The 26,669-nt window shown below is 68.8% G+C and carries 18 protein-coding genes; 11 read left to right on the forward strand and 7 right to left on the reverse strand.

Annotated elements, in window-relative coordinates; genetic code table 11:
• The first annotated feature begins 129 nt into the window (after positions 1-129).
• The gene (locus ACSHWB_RS07750) at positions 130-1,440 is read left to right on the forward strand and encodes a DUF2252 domain-containing protein (protein ID WP_439661390.1); all 1,311 of its coding nucleotides are present in this window, start codon (positions 130-132) and stop codon (positions 1,438-1,440) included.
• Between the two features lie 19 nt (positions 1,441-1,459).
• Here ACSHWB_RS07750 and ACSHWB_RS07755 read toward each other — a convergent pair whose 3' ends face one another.
• Positions 1,460-2,362, reverse strand: coding sequence for a diguanylate cyclase (locus ACSHWB_RS07755; RefSeq protein ID WP_439661391.1), 903 nt, complete (start codon positions 2,360-2,362; stop codon positions 1,460-1,462).
• Between the two features lie 241 nt (positions 2,363-2,603).
• Here ACSHWB_RS07755 and ACSHWB_RS07760 point away from each other — a divergent pair, with 241 nt between their 5' ends.
• The 4 genes from ACSHWB_RS07760 (at position 2,604) to ACSHWB_RS07775 (ending at position 6,511) form a co-directional block, all read left to right on the forward strand.
• On the forward strand, positions 2,604-3,311 hold the full coding sequence (locus ACSHWB_RS07760) for a hypothetical protein (RefSeq protein ID WP_439661392.1): 708 nt from the start codon (positions 2,604-2,606) through the stop codon (positions 3,309-3,311).
• A gap of 64 nt (positions 3,312-3,375) precedes the next feature.
• Positions 3,376-3,933, forward strand: a complete 558-nt coding sequence (locus ACSHWB_RS07765) for a hypothetical protein (RefSeq protein WP_439661393.1) — start codon at positions 3,376-3,378, stop codon at positions 3,931-3,933.
• Positions 3,920-5,137: an MAB_1171c family putative transporter gene (locus ACSHWB_RS07770; protein WP_439661394.1), complete on the forward strand. Its 1,218-nt coding sequence runs from the start codon at positions 3,920-3,922 to the stop codon at positions 5,135-5,137. The genes ACSHWB_RS07765 and ACSHWB_RS07770 overlap by 14 nt, the downstream gene beginning before the upstream one ends.
• Entirely contained in the window at positions 5,138-6,511 is a 1,374-nt protein-coding gene (locus tag ACSHWB_RS07775; protein ID WP_439661395.1) for an FAD-dependent oxidoreductase, read from the forward strand.
• Here ACSHWB_RS07775 and ACSHWB_RS07780 read toward each other — a convergent pair.
• Positions 6,495-6,968, reverse strand: a complete 474-nt coding sequence (locus tag ACSHWB_RS07780; protein ID WP_439661396.1) for a VOC family protein — start codon at positions 6,966-6,968, stop codon at positions 6,495-6,497. The genes ACSHWB_RS07775 and ACSHWB_RS07780 overlap by 17 nt on opposite strands.
• An 81-nt stretch (positions 6,969-7,049) precedes the next feature.
• On the opposite strand from ACSHWB_RS07780, the gene ACSHWB_RS07785 reads away from it, so the two are divergent.
• A complete protein-coding gene (locus ACSHWB_RS07785) occupies positions 7,050-8,003 on the forward strand; it encodes a helix-turn-helix transcriptional regulator (protein WP_439661397.1) in 954 nt (317 codons plus the stop codon).
• 7 nt (positions 8,004-8,010) lie between these two features.
• Here the strand turns inward: ACSHWB_RS07785 and ACSHWB_RS07790 are convergent, their stop codons facing one another.
• Complete coding sequence (locus tag ACSHWB_RS07790) at positions 8,011-8,490, reverse strand: DUF4262 domain-containing protein (protein ID WP_439661398.1); 480 nt, start codon at positions 8,488-8,490, stop codon at positions 8,011-8,013.
• Positions 8,491-8,820: 330 nt separating this feature from the next.
• Between ACSHWB_RS07790 and ACSHWB_RS07795 the strand changes: the two genes are divergently transcribed.
• The 5 genes from ACSHWB_RS07795 to ACSHWB_RS07815 all read left to right on the forward strand — a co-directional run bounded on the left by ACSHWB_RS07795 (position 8,821) and on the right by ACSHWB_RS07815 (position 14,843).
• A complete protein-coding gene (locus tag ACSHWB_RS07795; RefSeq protein WP_439661399.1) occupies positions 8,821-11,898 on the forward strand; it encodes a CHAT domain-containing protein in 3,078 nt (1,025 codons plus the stop codon).
• A 118-nt stretch (positions 11,899-12,016) separates the two neighbouring features.
• Positions 12,017-12,490, forward strand: a complete 474-nt coding sequence (locus ACSHWB_RS07800) for an RNA polymerase sigma factor (protein WP_439661400.1) — start codon at positions 12,017-12,019, stop codon at positions 12,488-12,490.
• Positions 12,483-13,517 (forward strand): tetratricopeptide repeat protein, encoded by a 1,035-nt coding sequence (locus ACSHWB_RS07805; RefSeq protein ID WP_439661401.1) that lies wholly within the window; start codon positions 12,483-12,485, stop codon positions 13,515-13,517. The genes ACSHWB_RS07800 and ACSHWB_RS07805 overlap by 8 nt, the downstream gene beginning before the upstream one ends.
• A gap of 58 nt (positions 13,518-13,575) precedes the next feature.
• Positions 13,576-14,379, forward strand: a complete 804-nt coding sequence (locus ACSHWB_RS07810) for an SAM-dependent methyltransferase (RefSeq protein WP_439661402.1) — start codon at positions 13,576-13,578, stop codon at positions 14,377-14,379.
• A 17-nt stretch (positions 14,380-14,396) separates the two neighbouring features.
• Positions 14,397-14,843 carry a very short patch repair endonuclease gene (locus tag ACSHWB_RS07815; RefSeq protein ID WP_439661403.1) on the forward strand — a complete coding sequence of 149 codons (447 nt, stop codon included), beginning with the start codon at positions 14,397-14,399 and terminating at the stop codon, positions 14,841-14,843.
• On the opposite strand, the gene drmB is transcribed toward ACSHWB_RS07815, so the two are convergent.
• The 4 genes from drmB to ACSHWB_RS07835 are packed head-to-tail and all read right to left on the reverse strand — an operon-like array spanning position 14,830 to position 26,568.
• Positions 14,830-16,653: a DrmB family protein gene (drmB, locus tag ACSHWB_RS07820; RefSeq protein WP_439661404.1), complete on the reverse strand. Its 1,824-nt coding sequence runs from the start codon at positions 16,651-16,653 to the stop codon at positions 14,830-14,832. The two genes, ACSHWB_RS07815 and drmB, sit on opposite strands and share 14 nt — an antisense overlap.
• An 11-nt stretch (positions 16,654-16,664) precedes the next feature.
• Complete coding sequence (locus ACSHWB_RS07825; protein WP_439661405.1) at positions 16,665-19,880, reverse strand: helicase-related protein; 3,216 nt, start codon at positions 19,878-19,880, stop codon at positions 16,665-16,667.
• Complete coding sequence (locus ACSHWB_RS07830; protein ID WP_439661406.1) at positions 19,877-21,799, reverse strand: UvrD-helicase domain-containing protein; 1,923 nt, start codon at positions 21,797-21,799, stop codon at positions 19,877-19,879. The genes ACSHWB_RS07825 and ACSHWB_RS07830 overlap by 4 nt, the downstream gene beginning before the upstream one ends.
• Before the next feature lie 2 nt (positions 21,800-21,801).
• Positions 21,802-26,568: a DEAD/DEAH box helicase gene (locus ACSHWB_RS07835; protein ID WP_439661407.1), complete on the reverse strand. Its 4,767-nt coding sequence runs from the start codon at positions 26,566-26,568 to the stop codon at positions 21,802-21,804.
• Positions 26,569-26,669 lie beyond the last annotated feature (101 nt).

The following is a 26,669-nucleotide window of genomic DNA, read 5'->3' on the forward strand; positions in this document are numbered from 1 at the left end:
GTGCGGGCTTCTCGATTCCTGCTCGCTCTTCCGGTTTGGCCAGGTTTCGCGGCCGACTCGGACCGAACTACCGGCGAAATTTGCGCGCGCCCGCCTTCTCTCGCGGGCGTTCACGTGCTGATATGCACCATGACTGATCGCGGCGACCGCATCGTGAGCGTGCTGGAGGAGGCCTTCGCGGGCCTGATGGCAGCCGACCCGGCCGCGTTCCGGCACAAGTTCCGCAAGATGGCGGCCGAGCCGTTCACGTTCTACCGGGGCAGCGCGTGCCTGTTCTACGCAGACATGGCGGAGCTTCCCGACGAGTGGGTCGACGAACGCACCAGCCGCATCTGGATCCAGGGCGACCTGCACGCGCAGAACTTCGGCACGTACATGGACTCCGAGGGCACGCTGGTCTTCGACGTCAACGACTTCGACGAGGCCTACCTCGGCGCGTACACGTGGGACCTCCGCCGCTTCGCCGCCTCGATGGCGCTGCTCGGCTGGCGCAAGGCACTGCCCGACAGCGTGATCACCGACCTGATCCGCACCTACGTGGCCGCGTACGTCGCCCAGGTCCGTTCGTTCAACGAGCACCCGAACGACGAGCTCTTCAGCCTGCGCCTGGACAGCACCGAGGGCACCCTGCACCGCGTCCTGCAACGAGCGCGCCTCGCCACCCGCATCGGCCTGCTGGACGAGAAGACCACGATCGTCGACTACGAACGCCGCTTCCGCCGCGACCGCGAGGGCATCCACGAACTGTCGCCCGACGTGCTGGAGTCCGTCGCCCGCGCCTTCGCGTCCTACCTGGACACCATCCCGACCGGCAAGCGCGCGTCGAGCCGCACCTACGCCGTGAAGGACGCGGTGGGCCGCAGCGGTTTCGGCATCGGCTCCGCCGGCCTGCACGCCTACAACATCCTGGTCGAGGGGCGCTCCCAGGCGTTGGAGAACGACGTCGTGCTGTCCATGAAGCAGGCCAACGTCGCCGCGCCCAGCCGGATCGTCCCGGACGCCAGGATCCGCGAGTACTTCACCGACCACGGCCACCGCACCGCCGTCTCGCAGCGAGCCCTGCAGGCCCACGCCGACCCGTGGCTAGGCCACACCGAGATCGACGGCGTCGGCTACGTCGTCGCCGAACTCTCCCCCTACGAGGCCGACCTGGACTGGTCGGACCTCACCGAGCCGTCCGACATGCTCCCCGTGCTCGGCTACCTGGGCCGCGCCACCGCGAAGATGCACTGCGTGGCCGACTCGGACTCGTCGCAGACGCTGGTGGACTTCCAGTGCGAGGAGGCCATCGCGGCCGTCATCGGGGACCGCGAGGCCGACTTCACCGACTCGATCGTGGCGTTCGCGCTCGACTACGCACGGCAGACGCGCGAGGACCACCGGCTGTTCGTGGACGCGTTCCGGGACGGCCGGATCAAGGGGGTCGGCGCGACCGCGTAAGCCGTCGCGATCGAACGTGCTAGCGGACGAGGCCGTGGTGGCGGTTCGTCCACGCGGCGACGGCAGGCAGCACGTCGGTGATCCACTCGCGCGCTGCGGCCGTGAGCTCGTAGCAGGCGGCGCGACGGAGCACGAAACCGTTGTCCTGCAGCCGTTCCAGCGTCCTGATCACCTTCGGGCCGAGGGCCGGGACGAGTTCCTCCGCCGCCTTGGGTCCGCTGGACAACGCGACCAGGACCTGCGGCAACTGGTCGCTGCTCATCAGGTCCTGCAGGGCGAGCAGGTGGTGCAGGGCCGAGGAGTCCTGGCTGCGCTCGGCGGCGAACGCGCGCGGGTCGTGCACCTGGACGCGGGCCCGGCCGGCCCGCTTGGCGCGCTGCAGGGCCGAGTCCGTGTCGCGGACCAGGTCGATCAGCGAGTCCTCGCTGGTGGGCACGTGCGACGCGACGCCGATGGACGCCGTCTGGCCGTGCAACGTGAGGTGGTAGCCGTCGTTCGTGGTGATCTCGATCTGCAGCGCACGGATGCCGCGCAGGATTCGTTCCGCCACAACGGCTGCTTCTCCGCCCGTGGTGTGCGGCAGCAGCACGAGGAACTCGTCGCCACCGTGGCGGCACACGAGGTCCGTGGGACGCGTGTGGGCCGTCAGCACCGCGGCGACGTTGCTCAGCACGACGTCCCCGGCGGGGTGGCCGTACTCGTCGTTGATCTTCTTGAAGCGGTCCAGGTCGATCATGAGCAGCGCGACCTGCTCCCACCGGCGCTGGGCACGGCGGTACGTGGCGGGCGCCTGGTCGTCCCAGCCCCACCGGCCGAGGAGGCCCGTCAGGCGGTCAGTCGCCCACGCGCCAACGGGTTGCGCGCACGAACCGCAGCGCGAGGGAGCGCTCTCGTCGTGAAGGCGCAGGGAAGCGTGGTCCACCGGTAGCCCCATCCGCACAGTCGCCATGAGTCCCCCCAGACTTCAGCTTCGACTGGCCCGATCTGCCTCTTTCAACTGAGGTGACGTCGTTCGGATCAAACGCGACACATCAGTGCAAGCGGCGGAGTGTGATCATAGGGCTACGGACAGGTGGTTTCAACCCCTGTGATGCCATATGCTCTCGGGGTTCCACAACAGTGGAATGATCGCTGGCCCTGAGTCGCTCCAGCGGAGGTGTGGCGTGAGGCCGTTCGCCGAGGTCCTCAACGAGCTGTGCAACAACCCGCCCGACGGCAGGGGCAAGGTCACCAACGTAGCGCTTGCCGCGGCGGTGAAGGCACGGGGTGGCGACATCGGGCACGGCTACATCTCCCAGCTGCGCCTCGGCGTGAAGGACAACCCGACCTGCCAGGCCATCGTCGACCTCGCCGGCGCGCTCGCCGTGCACCCCGCCGTGTTCCTGGGCGGCCGTCGTGAGCTGCACCCCGCGGAGCGACCCGGTTGGCGGGCAACGGCGTTGAGCACGCTCTTCGAGGCCGTGCACCCGCCGGACCGCGGGCCGTGGTCACCGGAGGAGGTCGCGGCGTCGATCAGCTCGTCCGGCCAGTTCGGCAGCATCTCCGCCAGCTACATCCGCGAACTCCTGAGCAACACCAGCGACAACCCGCGGCTCAAGCACATCCTCGGCCTGGCCGACCACTTCGGCGCCGACCCCGCGTACTTCTTCGACGACGACCTGGCGGCACGCGTCGACTCGGAGCTGACAGACTTCCTGGCGCTGAGGGAACTCGGCGTCGTCGAGTTCGTCACCCGTCTGGCCGAACGCACCGGCGATCTGTCCCCTCAGGCCAGGGCCGCTGCGGTAGAAGGGTTCCGGCAGGCGCTCGAGGTCGGCGAGGGGTGGTCGTTCCCGCTGAACAGCCGCCGCACGTCCGCGGACCACACTTGATGACGACGCCGGCGTGAAGATCTCGGCCTGGACCGCTGCAGACGACATCGAGAGGAGGCGACGGGTGAACCGCAGGAAACTGCGCAAGCTGGTCGACGAGGTCGCTCGAGACCTCGACCTGCCGCCCGACGCCACGCACCAGGAGGCGAGCCGCCGGGTCTGCGAGCTGATGAGCGAACGGCTGGGGCGTCAGGTCGACGTCCGCTTCGCCGCCATCACGAACGCGGTCTGCCTGAGCGGCGCGACCGCTTTGCTCGAGAACGGCACGTACCTCGTCATCTGCGCGGACTCCCCGTCCTGGTACCACCGCCTGCACGTGCTGCTGCACGAGTTCGCGCACGTGCTGCTGCAGCACCAGCCCGTCGCGCTGACGCGTGACGAGGGCATGCGCAAGCTCGCGCCGCACCTGCTGCCGCGGATGGCGAAGATCATCGCCGGGCGGACGACGCTGACCGAGGACGAGGAGCGCGAGGCCGAGAACCTCGCCGACCACCTGCTGGAAAGGCTGACGGAACACCGGGTGTGGGCCGACACCGCCACCACCGAGGAACCCGCGCACGTGCGCCGGGTCGCCGAGTCTCTCGAAGGAAGATCTCGCTGGGTGCGTCGTGGCGATCTTTAACCTGATCTACCTCTCGTGCGGCGTGGTCGGTCTGCTCCTCCTCGCGTACAAGATCCGCGCGTTGCGGTCGAGCTGGGGCAGTCCCCGTGTCGTCGCGCTCATCTCCACGGTCTCCTTCTCCGCGTTCGCGATCCTGTTCGCCGCGCCCGCGAACATCACCTGGATCAACTGGGTCAGCGGCGTGCCGAACTTCGCGGCGCTGCTCGTCTACAGCCTCGTGGTGGGCTTCTCCGGGTCGTCGTTCGCGCTCGTGCTGTTCTGGCGCTACCCGGTGGTCCAGGCGTGGCAACGGGTGCGGCTGATCGTCGTCAGCTACGGCTCGATCATCGCGGCGATGATCGTGCTGTTCTTCAAGTCCGAGGTCGACGAGGAACGCCAGGTCGACTTCGACACGTTCTACGCGACGCAGCCCACGGTGGCGGTGTTCCTGTTCATCTACCTGGTGGCGACCGCGGTCGGCTGCGGTGGCCAGGCCTACCACTGCTGGCAGGGCGCGCGGGACGAGGCGATCTCCGCCCGGCCGTGGCTCGCCCGCGGTCTACGCTGGTACAGCGCGACCGGGTTGTTCCCGGTGGCGTTCGCGGTCATCAAGCTGTTCGTGCTGCTGATGGACTGGTTCGGCGAGCGCAGCTTCGACGTGCTGAGCCTGGCCGCGCCGCTGATGGCGTCGCTGGCGATCTTCCCGCTGGTGATCGCGATGGCGCTGCCGGTGTTCGGGCCGCGCCGCCCGTCGCCCTCGCTGTGGGTGCGGCGCTGGCGCACGTACTTCGCACTGCGGCCGTTGCACCGCGCGCTGGTGCACGTGAACCCCGGCATCGTGCTGGTGGCGCCGGGCAAGTTCCTCAACCCGCACCACCGCGTGCGCCGTCAGATCATCGAGCTCAACGACTGGCGCTGGGCGCTCACGCCGTACTTCGACCTGTCGGTCGGCGAGGCCGCGACGTCCCTCGCGCGCCAGGCCTCGCTGCCCACCGACGAACTCGCCGCGGTCGTGGAGGCCGCACAACTGCGTGCCGCGGGCTCGACCGACGGCCGTGCGCGGGCGCCCAAGCGCCGTCCCGCCTCGGTGATCGTCGACGGCACCGACCTCGCCGCCGAGCACGACAGGTGGGTCCGGATCTCGCGTGCGTACCAGCACTCGCCGATAGTCGACGCCGCCGTCGCCGACGCAGCGCGCGTGGAAGCAGCAGGGGGAATGGATTAGATGGCACCCACACATGCCGTAGTGCTCGGCGGCGGGCTCGCGGGCATGCTCGCGGCGTCCGTCCTCGTCCGGCACGTGGACGAGGTCACCGTGGTGGAGCGCGACAAGCTGCCGGACGGCCCCTCGCCGCGGTCCGGCGTGCCCCAGGCCCGGCACGCGCACCTGCTGATGTCCGGTGGCGCGCGGGCGATCGAGTCGTTGCTGCCGGGCACCCTGGACGCGCTGTTCGCCGCCGGGGCGCACCGGATCGGGGTGCCGAACGACCTGGTGTCGCTGAGCGCGCAGGGGTGGGTGCCGCGGTTTCCCGAGATGCAGTTCATCGTCTCGTGCAGCCGCGGCCTGCTGGACTGGGTGGTGCGCGGCCAGGCGTTGCGGGACAACAAGATCTCCGTGCTGACCGGGACCGAACCGGTGTCGTTGCTCGGTGACCGCGACGCGGTGTCCGGCGTGCTGGTCGAGGACCGGATCTCCCGCGAGCAGATCACGCTGGAGGCGGACCTCGTCGTGGACACGACCGGCCGCGGCTCCCGGCTGCCCGCCTGGCTGGCCGAGTTCGGGCTGCCGGACGTGCACTCCGAGAGCGTCGACTCCGGACTCGCCTACGCCACCAGGATCTTCCAGGCGCCGACGACGGCCGCGTCCGGTTTCCCGATCGTCAACGTGCAGGCGAACCCGCGCGACCCGCACCCCGGCCGCACCGCGACCCTGCTGCCCATCGAGGACGGCAAGTGGCTGGTCACGCTGTCCGGCACGCGCGGCGGCGAGCCGTCGACCGACGAGTCGGAGTTCGTCGACTTCGCCCGCTCGGTGCGCAACCCGGTCGTGGGCGAGCTGATCGCCTCGGCCGAGCCGCTGTCGCCGGTGTACGGCTCGCACAGCACCGCGAACCGGCGGATGTTCTTCGAGCGCTTGAAGTCGTGGCCCGCCGGCCTGCTCGCACTGGGTGACTCGGTGGCCACCTACAACCCCGTGTACGGGCACGGGATGTCGATCGCGGCGCAGAGCGCGCAGGCGTTGCACGCCGGTCTCACGGCCGGGCACGGTGCTCAGCGGATCCAGCGCGACATCGGCAAGGTGGTCGACGGGGCCTGGGCGATGGCGACCAACCAGGACATCCTTTATCCGGGCGCGGTGGGGAAGCCGTTGCCGCTGGCCGGGAGGGTGTTGCAGCGGTACGTGGACCGGTTGGTGCGCACGGCCACCACGGAGGCGCCGGTGACTCGGGCGTTCCTGGAGGCGTTCACGTTGTCCGCGCCGATGGCGAACCTGGTCAGTCCCAAGATGGTGTGGGCGACGATGCGCGGGCCTCGGTCGGCTTCGCCCGAGCCGACGCTGACGGCGGACGAACGGGACCGGGTCACGTCCGCGGAGTGAAGTCCGCGCTCTGCACGTACTCCATGGCCTTGACGAACTCCGGGTCCCGCATCCTGGCGTCCAACTCCTCCGCGGTGGGCTCCGCGACCCGCTGGTGCAGCCACCACAGGTTGCCGAACGGGTCGGTGAACCGGCTGACCCGATCGCCCCAGAACAGCTCCGTGGGCTCGGTGACGATCCTGCTGCCGAGCCTCACGGCGCGCTGGAGCGTGGTCGCGTCATCGGCGATGTAGAGGCGCAGGAACGCCGGCGTGGGCGGCCAGTCCGGCACGTCGAACAGCATCACGACCGAGTCGCCGATGCGGACCTCGGCGTGGCCGATCTCCGGCGCCTCGCCGACGCGGCCGAGTTCCGTGGCGTCGAACACCTCCGTGATGAAGTCGATCAGCTCGGCCGTCCGGCCTCGGGTGATCAACCACGGCGTCACGGTGTGGTAGCCCTCGGGCACGATGTTCATCGGTCTCCCCTTTGCTCGTTGGAACGACCGTATGAGGCATGTAGGACGACATCGGTCCTAGTTCTGGCCTAGGTTCGCGGCATGAGCGATGCGGCCCGGTTGTTGCGCCTGCTGTCGTTGTTGCAGACACCGCGCGAGTGGCCCGGCAGCGAGTTGGCGGCCCGGCTCGAGGTCACGCCGCGGACGGTGCGGCGTGACGTCGAGCGGTTGCGCGAGCTCGGTTATCCCGTCGAGGCCTCGATGGGGGCGCTGGGCGGGTACCGGCTCGTCGCTGGCGCGGCCATGCCGCCGTTGTTGCTCGACGACGAGGAGGCGGTCGCCATCGCGGTCGGGTTGCGCACCGCCGCCCGGCAACCTGTCGCGGGCATCGCCGAGGCTTCGCTGCGCGCGCTGGCGAAGCTGCAGCAGGTGCTGCCGCCTCGGCTGGGGCGGCGGGTCTCGTCGCTGACGGCGGCTACCGCGCCTGCGGCGGCCTCATACGCCTCGCTGGTCGACCCCGGCCAGCTGACCCTGGTCGCCGGTGCGGTGGCCGCCCGCGAGCGGGTGCGGTTCGCCTACGTCACCAACGAGAACGTGGTGTCCAAGAGGCACGCGGAGCCCATTCAGTTGGTAGCGCTCGGCCGGCGCTGGTACCTCCTCGCTTTCGACGTGGAACGGGACGACTGGCGGATCTTCCGGCTCGACCGCGTCTCCGGGGTGCTCGCCACCGGGGCGCGGTTCGCACCCCGCCTGCCGCCAGGCGGGGACGCGACGGAGTTCGTGACGCGGAGGATGTACGACTCGGCGCCGACCTTCCGGGCCCGCGCGACCCTGCGGCTGCCCGTCGAGCTGGCACGGGCCCGGCTGGCGGACTTCGCCGGCGAGCTCACCGCCGACGGCGACGGTTCGTGCTCCTGGCACAGCGTCGAGGACACGGTCGACTACCTCGCGTTCCGCCTGACCTCACTCGGATGCGACTTCGTCGTGCACGGGCCCGCGGAGCTGGTGGAGCACCTGCGGGGGCTGGGCGAGCGGATCAGCCGGGCAGTGGGCTGAGCCGGCCTCAGCCGCCCGGTGGCCCCGCTCTCACCCCGAGCACCGGCTGCCCTCCCAGCACGCCCTCGTAGGAGCGGTCCCACGGCCAGCGGCCCGACTCGTCGGCGTGCACGAGCTGCAGGGCCTGGATGCCCTCGCCGAACAGCCGCGCGGACACCAGCAGATGGGCCCAGGGGCGCGCCACGCGCACGACTTCCAGCAACGGGCCTCCTGGCACGGTGAAGCGGTCGCCGGGCGCGGGAAGGCAGCTGTGGGCCAGGTGTTCGGCCGTGTCGTCGAGCAGACGGCCCGCCTCCAGGACGGCCATGCCCGTCACGACGAGCTCGGGAAGGCCGCGCAGGGTCAGGCCGACGGTGTAGGCCCACGGCGGATGGGCCCGGTCCCGTTCTATCGCCTGCACCGCCCAGCCCCGCGCGTCGATGCAGCGGCGCAGGGTGGCCAGGTGTTCTTCCATTCGGTCGGCGGGGTGGTCGCAGTCCCAGCACATCGCGGTCTCCTCGGATCGGTGGTGGATCCAGTGTGCCGAGGAGCACCGACAAGATCGTTTGAGCAGTTCGTTGACAGAAAGTGGACAAACGATCTGTGGGCCGTCTGGATCGTTAATCTGCGACGCACGGAGGATCGTGGATGCGCCAAAGAACGCTTCATCCCGCAGAGGCACAACGGCAACAGCCCCGCTTCGCGGCTGCCAGTGGTGCGGCCCGGAATGTCGCCGTGGTTGTACGGGGGCGTGGGGGCGGCACCGCGAGGCGCCCTGCTGAGCGCGACTCACCTCGCCAACGTTCCGGGTCGCACCACTAGGAGCTGCGGGGACTGAATGCAGATCGAACCCGGCACCCCGCTCGCGGACGCGGTCAAGGCCGCCAGGTCCGCCGCACTGCGCGGCAACGTCCTCGGCGTCGACCTCGCCTACGAGAAGGCCGCGAAGATCAGCCCGCTGGTCGCGCACGACCACTGCGCGACCCTGCTCAACCTCGGCGCGATCACCAAGGCCGCGCAGCGCTGCGAGGAGTACCTGAGCGCGGGCAACGACACCACGCTGCGGATCCTCAGGACCCAGATCCGCAGTGCCGCAACGGATCACATCGCCGCCGAGCAGGACGTCCGCGAGCTGCGGAAGCTGAAGCTCACCGAACTGGAACAGGCGAGGCTCGCACGGGTCGCCGCACTGGCCGCCGCCGACCGCTACGACTACCCCACCGCGGAGAGCGAGCTCGACGCCGCCGAACGCCACTTCCGCCGCGCCGGCCGGCCAGAGCACCTCGAGCACATCGGCAGGGACCGGCTGCTGCTGGACGTCCGCAGGGGCACCCGCGTCTCGAAGCTCGCCAACCGCACCTCCCGCACCCCGGCCGAGTTCCTGCGCCGGGCCGCCGCGCTGCGCCGTGAGGTCCGGTACGAGGAAGCGCTGGCGTTGATGACGAGGTGCGTCACCAGCTACCAGATCGAACCCGCGCTGAGGTTCGCCGTCCTGTACGAGCTGACCGTGCTGCTCGTCATGACCAGGCAGGCGGGCGCGGCGAGAAAGCTCTTCCCGCTGCTGGCCGCCGCTGCCGGCCCCGAGGTGCTCTCGCAGCTGCCGGACGCCACCAGGACGCTGCGGCCGGAACGCAGGCTCTCGCACGTGCGCCGCCTGATCGCCCAGGACGAGCTGCTCAAGGCGGAAGGCATGCTGGGCGAGGGGAACTCGCCGCTGTGGCACCTGACCGCCGCCGAGCTCGCCTACGCCCAGGGCCGGCTGGAGCAGGCCGCGCAGCACTTCGAGGTCGCGAGCAGGTCGGGCCACCCCGAGCTCACCGCGCTGGCACTGCGCAAGCTCGGCGACACGTTCGCCGACGCCGGCCACGAGGGCCTCGCCGCCCGGCACTGGGCCGAGTCACACCGCGTCGAGGAGACGATCGCGGACCACCGGGACAGCCCCAGCGTCAAGCTCAGGATGCTGCGCGCCGCCCCCGACGTGCCCGACGGCCGGGTGCGCGCCGCGGTCCGCCGCGTCCAGCGCGAGGGCGGCAAGGCGCTCGCGGGGCTGGTGGTCGCCGCGGAGGCGGCCCGGGGCGCGTCGATCCTGACCGAACCGCGCGACCTGCCGAGCTTCACCGACCTGCCCGCCGCCAGGCGCTGGCTGGCCAGGACGACCAGGCACCTGCCGAAGGACCAGGTCGTGTGGATGATGCACGCGACGCCGGACCAGCTCCACCACGTGATCATCGGCCGCAAGATCACGCACGTGCCGACCGCCGTCCACATCGGCGATCTCACCGACACGATCCGCCGGCTCAAGGCGTGGAAACCGAAGTACGACCCGGCGATCCTCGGCGCGCTGCTCGTCGAGCTGACCGGCTTGATCGGGCTGGAGGAGGTCGTCAAGGCCCTGCCGCCCAAGGCGACCAGGATCGTCGTGGTGGCGGGCGACGTCCTCGCGGACGTGCCGCTGGCGGGCCTGCCGCTGCCCGGCACGAACCAGTTCCTCGGCATGACCCACGCGCTGTCCAGCCTGCCCTGCCTGTCCGCGCTGCGCCCTCTGCAACGCCGCTCCCGCAGGCAAAGGGGCGACGAGACGGCCGTCTGCGGGGAGGCCGCGGAGCTGCGGCGAACTCTCGAAGACGGGCATTTCCAACGCATCCGCATCGACGCCCACGGCATGCACGACCGCATGAACCCGGACCAGTCGTGGCTGCAGCTGGGCGACGAACGGGTCTCCGCGGAAGCGTTGGGAAGGATGGACTTCAGCGCGTGCGGCACGGTCGTGCTCGGCGCCTGCGAGTCCGGCATGACGCAGCACCACGGCCGCGACGAGAAACCCGGCTTCGTCCGCGCGGCCATCACCGCCGGCGCGGCGTCGGTCGTCGCCGCCCGCTGGCAGGCGGGGCAGGAGGCCGCGCGGAAGGTGCTCCACGCGTTCGACCGGCACCTGGCGAGCCTTCCCCGGGATCGCGCTCTGCAGCACGCGCTGAAAGAGGTCGCCGACCGGCACCCCGCCGACTGGGCGTGCTGGTCCCTGCACGGCGACGCGGGCGTCCAGACCTCAGCGGGCCCGCTGCGCAGAAGACTCAGGAAGAACGGAGACCCCGTGCCGCTCGAAACCCGCCCCAAGGTGTTCCTGTCGTTCGCCGGGAAGGACCGCGCACAAGCCGAGCAGCTCCGTGCCGAACTGGAAGCCCGCAACGTCAACGCCTACCTGGACGAGAACGAGATCGCGCCCGGTGACACCGCGGCCGCCGCCATCGACGAGGCGCTGGCCACCTCCGACTACTACGTCCTGCTGTGGTCGGCGAACACCCCTCGCCGCGAGCCGGCCGCGAAGGAGTGGATGGGGGCGTTCAACCTGGAGATGACCCGCCGACGCGCCTTCCTGTTCATCGTGCGGCTGGACGAGGAACCGCTGCCGCCGCTGCTGGCGCCGCGCAAGCACATCGACCTCGTGGACGCCGCCGACCGGCTCGTGGCGACCTGGCGTTCGGACCGCAAGTCGGAGCTTCCCGTGTTCCCGCAACCGGTCCCGCCGACGCCGGACGGCCCGACCGTCGCGATCTCGGTGCGCAGCCACGACCTAGGCACCACGCACGTCGTGATGACGCCGTTGCACCTCACCGGCGCCTCGCTGTACCGGGCGGTGTTCGACGCGTTGCAGCTGCCGACCGAGCAGGCCACGTTCGACGGCACGATCGGGATGCGGTTCACCTACGAGCTCTACCAGCAGAACGAGCCGATCCCGGACGACGAGTCCACTGTGGAGCTGGCGTCGGACGTCGTGGACATCGCGGTCCGCGTCGAGTCGTACGGGCCGCGCGGCGCCTACCACAACAAGGAGCCGCACCCGGAGCCCGAGGACGGCCTGGACGTCGACCAACAGCGCATGCTGCTGGTGGCGGCCTTCCGTCATCTGCTCCCCTAGGACACCGAACGGGTGAATTCGCTCCTCCCTCTCAGCCTTTCCTGGCTTCAGCGCCTGTCACCGTTGAAGGTCGCCTCAGGGCGGTTAACGACACGAGCGGACGCTGAAGGGAAGGCCGTTGAGTGCACCGGATCCGGGATTCGCGGAGTTCTTCCGCGAAGGCCTGCCCGTGGTCACGAGGACGCTGACGGCGTTGAGCGGCGACACTCGCGTCGTTGAGGACATAGCGCAGGACGCGTTCGTGATCGCCCAGCACCGGTGGAACGACATCCGCGCGTACGACAAACCCCAGGCGTGGGTGCTCAAAGTCGCGATACGGCTCATGCGGCGGTGGCAGCAACGGCACGGACACGAGACGCCGCTGGCAGAGGTGCCCGTGGCCGTTCAACCGACGCCGGACGTGGAGGCGCTGCACTCGGCGTTGCGCGAACTCTCCCCCAGGCACCGCGAGACCGTGGCGCTGCACCACCTGCTCGGCTACTCGGTCAGCGAGATCGCCGCGGTGCTGACCGTCGGCGAGTCGACCGTGCGCACGCACCTCACCCGCGGCCGCGCCGAGCTGCGACGGATCCTCGGAGGCAGTGATGAGTGAGCTGCTGGACCGGTTCGAGCTCGACGAGGCCGTCGAGCGGCAGTACCGCCTGGGCGAGACCGCGGCACGGGCCGGACGGCTGCGCGAGGCCGCCGTGCACTTCCGGGTCGCCGCCGACCAGCGCCTCGGTGACGCGGCCGTGCAGCTGGCGCGCGTCCTGTTCGCACTCGGCGAGCGGACCGAGGCCGAGCAGTGGTGCCTGGCCGCCGTGGCGGACGGGTTTCCCGAGGCAGAGGAGCTGATCAGGGAGAACTCCGAGGCGCGGCAACGGTTCCTGGAGCACGCGGCCCGGATCACGGTCGGCGCGCCCACGTTCGACTGGCTGCCGTCCGGGATGCCGGAGCACCACGTCTCGCCGGACGTGATCGCGGCGCGCACCCGGGCGTTGCGCACGTTGGACCGGCGCTACGGCGGAATGGCCTGCCACACCTCGGTTCTGGAGCACCTCGCCGCCGTCGAACCGATGATCGTCGTGGGTGACGCCCCGACGTGGACCGCCGTCGCCGAGGTCTACGAACTGGCGGGCTGGACGGCGTTCGACAGCGGGCAGCCGGGCCTCGCGTTGCCGCACTTCGCCAAGGCCCTGACGCTGGCGCGGCAGGCCGAGAACGAGTCGCTGATCGCCTCGGTCCTGACGCGCGCCGGCCGGATGTTCCTGCACCACAACGCACCTGATGACGCGTTGAAGGCATTTCAGCTCGGTTTCGTGGCGGCGCACAACGCGTGGTCCGACCGCCGCGCGCTGGACGATCCGTCGCAGGCCATTGCCTCGTTGACGACAAAGGTCGGCACGTATGGCGAAGGCCGGGCGCGCACTCTCGCGTTGACGGCGCTGGCCCGCAACCATCTCGCGCTGGGCGACACCGCCGCGGCCGCGGAGTTCGCCGGGGAAGCCGTGGCGTCGGCCAGAAACCTGCGTTCCGCCCGCGCCGACGACCACCTGCGCTGGCTCGCACAGGAAGCGCGCGCGGCCGGTGCATCTGTGCTGGCAGAGCAGGTTTCGGCCCGTTTCGCGCGGTCCGGATGACGCTTTCACCCGATCCGGTCGGATACACGCGTGCGCGCATTCGAGTAGGTTTTACGGCATGGCCGAGCCTTTCTCCTGGGTCCCCGCGGGAATCAACACGGACGTGCCCAGCGCGGCACGCGTCTACGACTTCCTGCTGGGAGGTGGCCACAACTTCGCGTCGGACCGCATGGTCGGCGACAAGGTGCTGCAGATCCTGCGCGATGGCCGTGCCATCGCCGCGTCGAACCGCTCGTTCATGCGCCGTGCCGTCCTGCTGATGATGGAACAGGGCATCACGCAGTTCCTCGACCTCGGTTCAGGCATTCCCACGGTCGGCAACGTCCACGAGATCGTGCAACAGGCGAACCCGGACGCACGGGTCGTCTACGTGGACTACGACGAGGTGGCGGTCTCGCACAGCCAGCTCATCCTGGAGGGCAACGACAAGGCGGGTGTCGTGCAGGCGGACATGTGCCGCCCGGACGACGTGCTCTCCGACCCGGTCGTGAAGGGCCTGATCGACTTCACCAAGCCCGTCGGCCTGCTCATGGTCGCCGTGCTGCACTTCGTCTCGGACGAGAAGGGCCCTGCCGAGGTCGTCGCCCGCTACCGCGACGCCATGCCGCCCGGCAGCCTGATCGCCCTGTCGCACCTCACCGCCGACTTCAAGCCGGAGGAGATGGGCGGCGTCGTCGAGGCCATGAAGCACAGCCGCGACCCGATGTACTTCCGTTCGCTGGGCCAGTTCGAGCCCATGTTCGCCGGTTTGGAGCTCCTCCAGCCGGGCGTCGTCCCGGCGCCTGCGTGGCACCCGGAACTCGGCCCGACAGGAGAAGGCGGCCCGCAGGACGTCTACGTGGGCGTCGGCCGCAAAGCCTGACCGCCCGGTCCGGAACAATGCCCGGTGTGGAGCCCCTCCAGACCGCGCCGGGCGTGCGAGCCCGGATGAGCAAGCAGAAGTCCAAGAACACGCAGATCGAGGTCGACCTGCGCAAGGCGCTGTTCGCCGCAGGCTTGCGCTACCGGGTGCATCGCAAGCCGGTCAAGGGCGTCCGGCGAGAGGCCGACGTCGTCTTCACCTCGGCGAAAGTCGCCGTGTTCGTCGACGGCTGTTTCTGGCACGGCTGCCCTGAGCACGCGACGTGGCCCAAGAACAACGCGGAGTTCTGGCGAACGAAGATCGAGACCAATCGCCGGCGCGACCTGGACACGGATCAGAAACTTGCCGCCGTCGGTTGGCTTTCCGTACGGGTGTGGGAGCACGAGACAGTCGCGACTGCGGCCGCCCGCGTGCACGAGATCGTGCTGAGCAGGCGGCCGGGTCGCCCAGTCACACAGACCTGAAGAAGCCGGATACTTCCCCCGACGGCGTGCCGACGAGCATCACACGGTCCATGAAACTGTTGTTCCACTCGCAACTGGTCTCGGGCAACAGCACACACGCGTGACATGCGGCCATGTTCACGCTGTCCACACCACTGGCCGCAGACTCCACGCAGAGCGGGTCGTTGGAGCACCATGACGCACGAGTGAGCGCCGACTCCATGGTCGCCGCCAACCTCTCCGGGTCACCCTGGGCGACGATTCCGCCGAGGCTGCCCGCAGAATCGCTGGTCGCCGTGTAGATCAAGATGCCCGCCATCCGGTCACTCGCGTAGAGCCGCTCGCGCAGCGCCGACGCGGGATAACCGCCGTCAAGGCTCCACTCGTTGATCAGGACGTGCGCCAACGTGTGCAGCAGAACGAACCGCGGCGACACCGGCGAAGTGGCCGCACGCCCTTCGTCCGCTCCCCTCCGCTCCTGAAGCACTGCGAGGTGGTTGCGTCGCATCCGCTCGACCCGTTCGACAACCTTCGGCTCCACCTCCCACTCTCGCAACCGATCTTCGTCCAGCCGGAGGAAGACGCCCTCGCCGTTGACCTCGATCGCCGGCAACCAATCGATCTCCGGGGACAGGTGGAGCTCAGCGAGTCGTTGGTCCGGTTCCGCCTCAAGGGGAGGAACGCCGCGCGTGAACCCTTCCAGTGCGCGGACCTCCCTCAAGCGCTTGACGAGCATCGAGCCGTCCAGACCGAATTCGCGAAGCTGGTCGAGGTCGCCCTCCGGCCTTTCGCACACGAACGGCTGCTGATCGGCCGCATGACGTTCGGGGTTCCCGCGGCACAGTCGGTCGTACTCCTCGTTCCTGAGCACCGCGTGTGCTTCGATCGGCCCTGGAATCGGCGTGTCGTTCGCCTCCTGGATCAAACGCAACTGCGCGAGCACGTCATCGACCGTCGCACCTACCCGACGCAGCAGATGCGGCCGTTGCTGAAAGTGCCACCGCACGGTCTCCGGCGGCGCCCCGACCAACCGCTCCCGTTCGATCAACGCGTTGATCCCCTCCCCCCATGGCGGGATCGACAGCGCGCTGCGCATGACCGGATTCCATGCGGACGACGAACCTCGTTGCATCGCACGAGGATTGCGCTGACAGTCCTGGGTCTCCGCGTCGCGCAGCCACGGCCGCTTGCCACTGCATCGGATGCGGAGGTCGATGAGAGCCTTCACCCGGAAGGCGCCCTCCATCGACACCTCCGGAACACCGCACGAGCAGCTGACGACCACGGACTTCAACGAAGCCGAGCCACCGTCCATGCGCAGGCGAAGCTCGCCGTTGCAAGCACCCGACGACTGTCCCCGGTGCACCCACTTCCAGTATGGGAAGTCCTCGATGTGCCCGTCGTCGCAGGCGAGCACGAATCGGGACGGGACGAGGTCCTCCACGCACTCCGGACACTGCGCTCGCTGCCCCGGTCGGACACCGAAGTCCCGAAAGCGCTGCAACAGGCCGCACCGAGGACACGAGTAGAACTCCGGGAACCGTCGGATGCGGACACCGTCGATTCCGCGGTCCGGATCCGGTGCCGGTGGCAAACGGAACGAAGTGACGCCGAGGATTCGCGCGAGCCTGCGTTCGAAGATCTCCGGTGCCTCGTCGACGTTCCACGAGTCCAGGCCCGCGACGATGTACGACTCGTTCTCGATCGCGATCATCGCGCCGACGCCATAGGTCGTGACGAGCTGGGAACGGCGAACCGCACCCACCTTGCGCGCCTGGGCACGCGGGCGGAAACCCGCGCTCCGACGCTGTGACGAGCGGGAAGATGGCATGTGCGTGGCCCCTACCGGTTTTCGAGGAAAAGCGATGATTCGGCGTCGACGTCGCGCAGGCTCCACAGGGTGTCCTGGCCTGCGACCGAGTCGTCGTCGGTGCTGTCGAAGCCCTTCAACAAGGCGGCCTGCCTGCGACCTCGACCCGCCTCGTACACCAGGCCGCGGTTGTCCTCGGCCTCCATCCGCCACCACTCGACGAAGTCGTCGAAATGCTCGGCGACCACCTCGAACTCGTCCGGGTCCACGGACCTGACGCGATCGAGAATCGCGTTGCGCACCGTCGAGTTGATCTGCGGCAGGAAGTCCTCGACGTCGGCCGCGGCGGTGTTGGGAGCCGCCTGCGGGACGGTGAGACGGGTCAGCGCGACGATGATCGCGTGCAGCGCCCTGTCGCGTGCACGCGCGGAAAACGGTGTGACACTGGTCGACTCGACCTCGCGGTACAGCGCCGAGTGGAACCCCGCGAAGTTCTCGTAGTGCGAGCGATCCCTTGATCGCGCCGAGTTCAGCATGACGGTCACCAGGCCGGGATGGCGACGACCTACTCGGCTGGTGGCCTGGATGTACTCCGCGGTGGTCTGCGGCTGTCCCATCACGGCCATCAGGCCGAGCCGGTCGATGTCGACCCCGACCGAGATCATGTTTGTCGCGAGCAACACGTCGAGCGTCTTCGGGTCGGGCAGTGCAACCTTGAGGTGCTTCAGATGGGCCGGGATGGCGCTGGAGTCCGCCCGGCTGCTCAGCTCGACGAGCTCCGGAATCAACCGCGTTCCAGTACCGTCGCGTTTCGCCAACAGCTCAAGACGGTCCTTCACGTCGTCGAGCACCTGGAGCTCTGCCGCCGACAGCAGCCGCAGGCTGTTGAAGTACCCCACCAACGTCCAGTAAGGGTCCTGAACTGCCGGGTCGACCCGGGCACTGGCCACGGCGTGAAGCAGTGCCGCATACGTCCTGACCAGCAACGTCGCCTGGCTGGTGGAAGGGGTGAGCAAACCGACGTACCGCCTGGACGCCTTGGACTCCCGCGGCGTCTCGACAGAGAACCACGAGTCCCGCGCGTCCAGACCCGCCGGTGGGAACTGCGCCAGTTCTCGATCGAACAGGGCGCCGATCTGGTCGGAGGCGCGACGGATCGTCGCGGTCGACGCCACGATCTTGGGGCGGCCGGCGAGATGATCCACGGCCGTCTCGTACAGGCCGGTGAGCGTCCCGAGTGGCCCGGAGATCAGGTGGAGTTCGTCCTGGACGATCAGCTCGGGCGGCCGCACGTCGGAACCGAGGTCCCCGTTGAACAAGGCGGTGGTCTCCGGCCGCCACGGCATTGCGGCGAACTTGTCGACCGTGCTGATGATCAGAGTCGGATGGGCGTCATACACGGACTCGTCGACGAGGTGAACAGGCAGGCCCTCCTGACCGCTGAAGTCACAGGCGCTGTCCGGGCAACGGATGAACATCCGCCGCAAGTCCTGCCGCACCTCATACTCGTTCGCGGTCATTTTCTCGCCGCACCACGGGCAGGTGTGCAGTTGCACCGGGTTCTCGCGCTGCAAGGGTTTTTCCGGGTTGGCCCGCACCTCGTCCAGCTTCAGCTGGGCCTTGTCGAGCTTGTTCGGAGTGGCCGACATCCCGACCCACATCCCGATCGACACCGGGGTCCCGCCGAGTTCGCCCTCGTGCTCGCGGCGCACCGTTTCCATGGAACAGATCAGCGCGGCACCACGTTCGAACTGCTGCAACGTCAACAGACGCAGCGTGTACCGCATCAGCACGGTCACGCCCGCGCCGTTCCCGCAGTCCCGAAGCCTGCGGTGGAAGACCGCGAACGCGACGAGCCCGAGGTACGCCTCGGTCTTGCCACCACCGGTCGGGAACCACAGCAGGTCGGCGACTCCGCGGTCGTCGTGGCTCGGATCGACGATGCCCTCCAGACACAGGAGCAGGAACGCGATCTGGAACGGCCGCCAGCGGCCCGCTTCCGGATCGGGCATGCCCGCGCGTCCCTTGTCGATCCACTCGGCCCTGGCGCGCTGGCGGGACATCGCCAGGTTCGCGTGCTGGAACGCCTTGAACGGCAACGGGTTCTCGGCGTCCGCCAGGACGTCGACACCGCGCCTCATGCGCGCGAGCGCACGAACGCACAGCTCGACCTGTTCCTCGGCGACCTTGGAGTGCTCGGTTCCGCGCAGCTCCCGCGCATCGATCGCGCGTGCTTCGATCCAGCTCTCGTACCCGCCGAGCAGCGCGGTCAGCGCCTCGATCACTTCGGCCCGCGTTCCGGTGCCGAGTCCGTGCATGCCGAGCGCGGCGTCGTCGATCTCGGGATTCGAATCCGTCAGCAGCACCTCGTGGCTCGGCAGGAACTCCGTCCTCACCTCGGACACCGCAGGGCGCGGATCCACCTCGACTCGGATCTGCGGAGCAATCCACTCCCAGGTGGCTGAGCAGCCATGTCCGGTGGCGAAGTAGGGAGCGTGTCGGTACAGCAGCCTGCTCAGCGCGTGCTCCGCGTCCACCGCACCGAGCGGTGCCTTTCTCGCGACGAACGGGCTGGTACCCGCAGGTCCTGTCACGGAGAGCACCGGCTGGAAGAAGCAGAACGCGTCCTGGAGGTCGTAAACGCCGGTGCTGTGGGTGTTGACGAGGGTGATGGTGACGGTGGCGGTTCCGTCGTCGTCTCGCTTGCGCACCAATGTCCGCAACTGGAGTCCGTCTTGGAGGAGATGGGTGCCCGTGCACGGTTCGGCAATGTTCACCGGCACCGGTTCGAACTCGACCGGGACCCGCCGCCAATGTTCCCGTTGCCGCGCCGTGCTGCGCGCCTCCGAGCGGTTCGGCTCCACGGGTACGCCTTCTTCGTTCTCCGGAAGGTAAACGCCCGCGCGGACGTGAACCTCCACTGTGGCCGCGACTTCGGGGTCGACTCCGAAGGTGAGTCCCAGAGAGGACGGCTTGCGCCGATTGGCCAGGCTCACGCCGAGTTCCGACATGCCCTGCTCGGCGTCATCTCCGCGAACGATGTCCGGCGCAGTGTCGACGCCCTGCTCGACAGGCGCGTCATCGTGCTGTGTCTGGGGGAAGAGCACCCCGATCGGATACGCGGTCACCGGCGCGTCGGCCGTGAGGACCTCCTCCTCGCCGCCCTGCGGGCCGAGAAGGTCGGCACGCAAGGCGCCGCGGAGGTCGGTCCGCAACTCGTAGTGCGCGGTGTGGCGGGATCGACTCACGAGTGATCATGTCCTTCCGGGACCTGCTCGGCATGGGTCCAGTCGAAGCGGCCGAGGCCGAAGAGGCGAGGGGCGATCCAGACACCGCGGTCACCGAGACCGCGGCGTTCGGTGAGTGCCGGTGAACCGACCACGGTTTCCACGCAGTCGATGCGCAATCCCGCGACGAGGCAAGGCCACCTGCTCACCCTGAAGGTGGGCGACTGCTTGAGAAGGCTCCAAAGATCATGACGAAACACCTGGGAGGCTTCGCCGATGAAGACGCTGTTGTGGAAGATGCCGTAGGGCGGCGTCTCCTCATCGTCCATCGGCAGGTCGTGCAGCCTCCTCAGCACGACCTCGTCAGTAGGGCGAACGACATCGCGCAGGTACTTCTGCACCTTTACCGAATCGACGCCGAGTGGAGTCGTCGCGGCCGGCGCCTGGTGGCACACGTCCTTATCCAGGCTCTCGATGCCGCTCCGGACGAAGTCCCGGTAGCCACCTGCGAACCAACGGTCGAGCGGCCTCGACAACTTCCTCCCCTTGCGCAGGTGCCTCGTGTCGGGGACCGGAAGCCGGTACATGTCCTCGCGTGCACGCGTCATGGCGACGTAGAGCAGCCTTGCCTCATCTGCCGGGTCGGCGTCACGCACTCGCGTCGAGTCCTCCGTCAGGCCGGCGATCAGCACCCGGTCGAACTCCAGGCCCTTCGCGCGGTGCACAGTGGACACGACGATCTTGGGGCGGTCGTGGGCGGTGAGTTCGTCCGGCAACCTGCCTGCGAAGACGGCACGACGCAATGCGGAGAGGTCGAGTCGGTCGCGTGGAGCTCCCGCGACTCCGCGCAACAACTCCCACACCTCTGTCTCGTCCAACTCCCCCGGCCTTGCGACGTCGAGGTGCAGGGACTCGAAACCTGCCCGGTCGAGCACCCCCGAACCTGCCGATTCGAGCAGATCCGCGATCCAGACGGGTGCGGCCCCGGCGGCACGCGACGCCTGCTGGATGCTGTGCACGATTCCGTGGCGGCTCAACTGCTCGGAGAGCGCCAGCACCTCCGCATTGTCCCGCGCGAGGATCGCCACGGTCCCGTCGAACGCGCGCAGGGACTGCCGCACGAACTCGCTGTCCAGCCCATCCGACGACGGCACGTCGGTCAGCAATGTGGTGCGCAGGTCGCGGAGCAGCGCCGCCGCATCGATCGCGGGGTTCTCCGTCAACTCGCGCAAACGCGATCCGTACTTCAACGCAACGCGAGCTTCGTCCGCGGCCGCACGGAAGTTCCCGACCAGTTTCCGCTCGGCGAGATCGTCGCCGTACGTGGCACGCAACCACTCGGAGAACCGACCGACTTCTTCCGGCCGCTGCGCGGGCTCGGACACCTGGAAGCCGTAGATCGACTGCGCGGGATCGCCGACGACGGTGAAACCCGTGTCGGACAACCTGTCGAGGAGCGACTCGACCATGTGCCGCCTGATCCCGATGAGGTCCTGCACCTCGTCGATGACGACGTGCCGCGGCACCACCCGTCCCAGGTCTTCGAAAGTCGCTTCCGCTTCCTCGATCGCGTCCGCGGCAGCTTCGATCCGATCGTCGAACCTCATCCGTGCCAACTGGTCCTGCTGACACCCCAGGTCGACCAGGAGAGCGGAAGCCCAGCTGTCGAACGTCTGCACGCGCACGCGACGCCCGGCCGGAACCGCTCGCGACAACATCCCGCGCAGTCTCCGCACGGCAGCGCGGGAGAAGGTCAGCACGACGATCTCGGCGGGCTTGAGGCCCTCCCGCGCGATCAGATGACCGATGCGCAGACACAAAGTCGTGGTCTTGCCCGCGCCTGCCGGAGCCGTGACCAACTGCCTGATGTCCCCGGCGGCGGTCACGACCTCGCGCTGGTGAGACGTGAGCTCGAACCCCACGTCCTCGGTGGTGGTCACCACTATCCCTTCTGCCACAGGTACTCGAAGCTCCGGAACGCCAGCGAGCCGTCGTAGTTGCTGATGTTGTCGCGCACGTCGAGGATGAGGCAGGTCTCCTTGCCTCCGTTGAGGTGTCCGCGCAGACCGCGGCCGATCATCTGCTGGTAGTCGTTCGGGCTGTAGACGGGACGAGCGATGACGACGGCCCTCGTCGCCGGTGCGTCGAACCCCTGCGTCAACACGCCGTAGTTCGTGAGCACGCGGAGCTCCCCCCTCCGGAAGGACTCCACGCGCTGCCTGCGTTCCGGTGCGGGGGTGGCAGACTCGATGGCGGCCGAGCGGACACCGCGATCGCACAACATCGCCGCCAGGAACTTGGCGTGGCTCACCGAGGTCGCGAACACGAGGACCGGCCAGTCCTCGGGGAGCGCGGCGATCTCCTCGATGATCAGCTTGTTGCGCGTCTCGTCCTCGGCCAGGCGCTGCTCGGCACTTCTCGGGAGGAATCCCCTGACACCGCCCAGTTCCTTGCTGTCGAGCTCGATCTCGGCTCCCGCAAGCTCTCGGTGCTCGACCTGCGCGAGCACGCCGAGCTCCTGCAGTTCCAGAATCGGCTCTCCGGCGAAGACGCCTTCGTCGAGTCGCGTGTTGCCGAACCGCTGAACGAGTCGACGCGTGAGTTCGGTGTTGTTTCGGAACGGCGTCGCCGTGAGGCCTACGAGGTGCCGTGCCGTCTTGCGGTGCGTGAGACCGAGATGTTCGAGGATCTCGGTGTACTCCGGCGAGATCGCCACGTGGGCCTCGTCGACGAAAACCCTTGCGGCGTCCCGCAGCCAGGCGTACTCGTCCGTGCCGAGCACTGACGACAACTTCGCGTCGGTCGCGACGACGAACTGCGTGCGGCCGGTGACCGGCGTCGCGGAGTTGCCCGACCAGAGCCGGTCGATGACCAACGGCTCGTCCGGTCCGATGCGTTCCCACACGTACTTCATGGTCTGCACGGCCTGCTCGCACAGCTCGGCCGTCTGTGCGATCCACAGGACGGGTCCGTCGAACGGACCGATCGCCGCGATGCACCGGATCGTCGCTTCCGCCGCGACCCTGGTCTTTCCGGCGGCGGTGGGCAGGCTGAGCATGGCGCGCTGCGGCTCGGAGTCCGCCAGAAGGCTCTGCAGCGCGTCGGCGATCTTCTCCTGATAGTCGTGCAGCGGAGGAAAGTCGGTGGGACCGAACACCTCCTCGCGCGCGGGCGGTGACGGCACGCGCACGCCGGCGAAGATGTCCGGGAATCCGAGCCCGGTCACGAACCTGAGTGCCGCAGGGCCACCGTCGAAAGCAGCAGGTGCGGTCGTGAACCGCTCGCTGATGTCCTTGGCGTGCACGCGCAACACACTCGTCGCGTGAGCGTTGAGCGCCATACGGGCGACACGGACTTCATCCGGCTCCTGACCCTTAGCGGCGATCTCGCGTGCGACCAGGCTTTCGGGCAGCCCCTGCCGGAGGTTCTCCGCTCCGATCAGCAGCGCGATCTTCCGATCGACGTCGTCGGTACCGCGAATCTCGCTCAGCCGTCGCTGGGCCTCGGTGTCCTTCAACTGCCCCTGGTGGGCCTCCACGACCCGACGGCACTCGGCGGCACCGAGTCCGAGCCCGAGCTCGTCGTCCGCGAGGACGAGCGCGTCCTCGAAAGACACGTCCTCCGGCACCAGCACCGTCTCGTCCTGACGCGCACTGCGGAGCCCGACCGTGCGAGTGCCCTGAGGTGTGCGGATCACTTCTTCGAGCTCGGAACAGCGCTGCAGTCGCAGGCCCTGAACCCTCCGCACGCCCAGCCGCATCTTCAGCGACGTGTACTCGTCACCGAGCAGCACCGCCGGTCCGCTCGGCACCGCCCGGATCTGCTTCACGATGACGTCGCCGACCGCGCGCAGTCCCAGTCCACGCACCAGCACCTCGACCTGGCCGTCCTGCTCGAAGTCATCGACCAGGACCGTCGGATGCTTCTCCCGGACGAGTTCGTCATACTCGGCGCGGGAGGTGGCGACGGCGATCTCGCCTCGCGGGCGAAGGTCCCAGTCGTTGCCGACACGGCACCGCAACGCGTCCGCATTGCCAAGAAGATCCGGTGCGACCTGCGACAGCAACGCGTAGGAACGACCGACGAACTCGTCCTCGCTGCTCTTCTCCACTCGCTGCAACAAGCCCACCCACCGCGCGGGATCGACCTGGTCCACCGATCCGGTCAGTCCGAGCCTGCGGGCCTTCTCCACGCTGATCTCCGCCACAGGTAGCACTGACGCCAGCGCGTCCAGCTCCGGTGCGACCGAGTCGACCACCCGTACGACGCCCATCGACGTGGTCACGAAGCCGTGCTCGCGCAGCAACCACCGCACGGGCGACTCGACCCGTGCACGGGTTCGCACGTTGCCGCCGATCTGCCGCATCCAGTGCTCGGACAGTCCCTCCTCCGGCATCCGCGCGAGGAACGCGGCTTTGCCCTCAGGCGACAGCTGGAGGAAGACGTGCAGGTGGCGCACGGTCGGCGGACCCGTCAACCCCACGGTGCCGAGCTGCACCCTGCTGGCGGTGCTGTCCAGACCGGCGCAGTACTCGGCGTGCCGCACGACGTGGTAGTCGTGGAACCAGTGCTCCTTCTGCGGCTGGAGACCCATCACCGGCACGTCGGTCATGCCCAGCTCGCGCAGCACGACGAGGTCGTCGTCGTGGACGTCGAGGTCCACGACGTGAGACGCGTCCCGTGAGCCGTCTGCCGGCACCACCGGTCCCGGCAGGAAGCAGTCTTCGAGCGGACGAAGGGCACCGGACTTCGTCAGCACCCGAAGGCGAGCACCTGTCGCCGTGAGCTTCTCCCGGATGACGTCGACCAGGTCGACACCTCCCGCGCTGCGGAGGAGTTCCCAGAACCGCGTCCACGCATCGGTGTCGTAACCCCTGAAACCCTGGTCCAGCACGCTCTGGAACCGGCCCCGCGCATCGGCTTCCCGGATGCCCAGGCGCTCCAGGGCCTCCGTCATGTCCGGATCGTCGGAGATGGACCTGTCGACGTAGACGAGATCGTCGGTGAGTCCGTCTTCGTCGGCGCGGCGGAACACTCTGCCCGCTGTCGGCGCGACGAACTCCCCGCGCTCGGTCAACACGATCCGCGCCGACCTCATCTCGGCCGCGACCATGTCGAGCGAGCGCTCGCCGAAACTCATCTCGTCGAGATGAGCGGCCAGCCGGACGGCGGCGGCGGACGCGGACGCGGTGCCGTCCTCGACGAGAGCTTCCAGCCAGGCGTCGACCGACTCCGGCTCGACGTCGATCGCAGCGAGAACGTGGTTGACCTTGCCTCGCCGCAGGGTGCTCGCTTCCGCGGAACGGTGCAGCCAGTTCTTCGGTCGTCCCTCGTACTGCGCCCACATGTCCAGGGCAGCGCGGTCCACCTTCTCCGGGTGGACCCTGAGCTCGTCGGGGACTCTGAGCACACCGTCCTGGTCAGGCAACGACGGCCGGACAGCGGCGAGACGCCAGATCGCCTCGACGAGGAACTCGTCGGCCCAGTTCGGGGACTCCTTCGTACGTCCGGGCAGCAGCTGCAGGTACGCGGCGGGGTCGGCCGGCTCCACCAACTCGGGAAGCGAGGACACCACGAGGTCCGCGGCCTGGTTCAGCAGTTCGCTGTTGAGCGGGCTGCCGTCCAGGAGGTTCTGCCGGTCCTCGTTCGTCTTCCACGCGGCGTTGAGCGCGCCGCTGAGGGTCGTCGGGTACGTCGTCGGAAAGAACGACCAGAACCGTCCCCGCTCGTGGGGCACCGTCAGCAGGCGGCGCCCGTCGCCATCCTTGAGCGCGGTGTAGTCCGGTACCGCCCAGGCGATCTCGATCTGCGAACGCTGGTGCTGTTCGCCCGCCCCCTCGCGCGAGGCCTTGCTCACCTCGTGCAGCCGGGTGAACACCCGATGCCGCTCGGAGCGGGCCTTCTCGCCGCCGCGAGCCTCGCGGATCGTGTGCAGAGCCCCGCTGTACTCCACGGTGATCGCGCGCCGCACGACCGGCAGGGTCCTCCGGTCCTCGAGCACCAGTTCTGTCACCTGATGGCTGAACAGCTGAAAGAGGCTCGGGAACTTGACGATGTCGACACCGAGCCGATCAGCGGCGCGTTCCAGCAGCGGAAGACGCACAACGGTCGCCGCACCGGACGTGAGCAACTCCTCCAGAACGGGGTCCTGAGCCCGTTCTGCTTTCTCGTCCAGTTCTCGGGCCATCCGAAGGACCGGCGTGTCGCCGACCGACTCGACCGGAAGCACTCCCCGCAGCTCCCGGTCGGCGTTGATGGCCCCGACGATCTGCTCGGCCGCCCAGTCTGCGTCGAACCCGAACGACCCCGTCGTGCTGAAGAACTGCGGGGTCGCGGTCGCCGCCAGAACGGACTTGATGCCGACGCCGAACCGCCCGATCTCGCCACCGCGTTTCTGCGACACCCCCATGCGCAGGATCGTCCTGGCGCCCTCGACCGTGATGGGCTCGCCGTCGTTCGCGACGTACAGGCAATTTGCCGTCAGCACCACGCGGATCGTGCCGCCCTCGTGCTCGGGCTTGCGCATCTCGTCGGCACCGTTCTGCACAAGCTCGTAGATCTGCCGGTCTCCGTACCCACCCTGGTGAATCCGACGCTCCGCGTTCGCGTCCTCTTCGATCAGGTCGGGGTTCACCACATAGGTACGCAGCGCTCGGTCGCTCAGCCTCTTGATGAGGTCGAGCACCGCGCTGTTCGCCCGTTCGATCACTACCGCTTCACTCCCTGTCGCACGGCCTTGTCCCGAAGGTCTGCCGCTGTGTGCGTTGGTTGAAGGTCAGCCACCCCGGCCTGTGCTCGACCACCGCACTC

It is taken from the genome of Lentzea sp. HUAS TT2 (assembly GCF_051853195.1).
GTDB lineage: Bacteria > Actinomycetota > Actinomycetes > Mycobacteriales > Pseudonocardiaceae > Lentzea.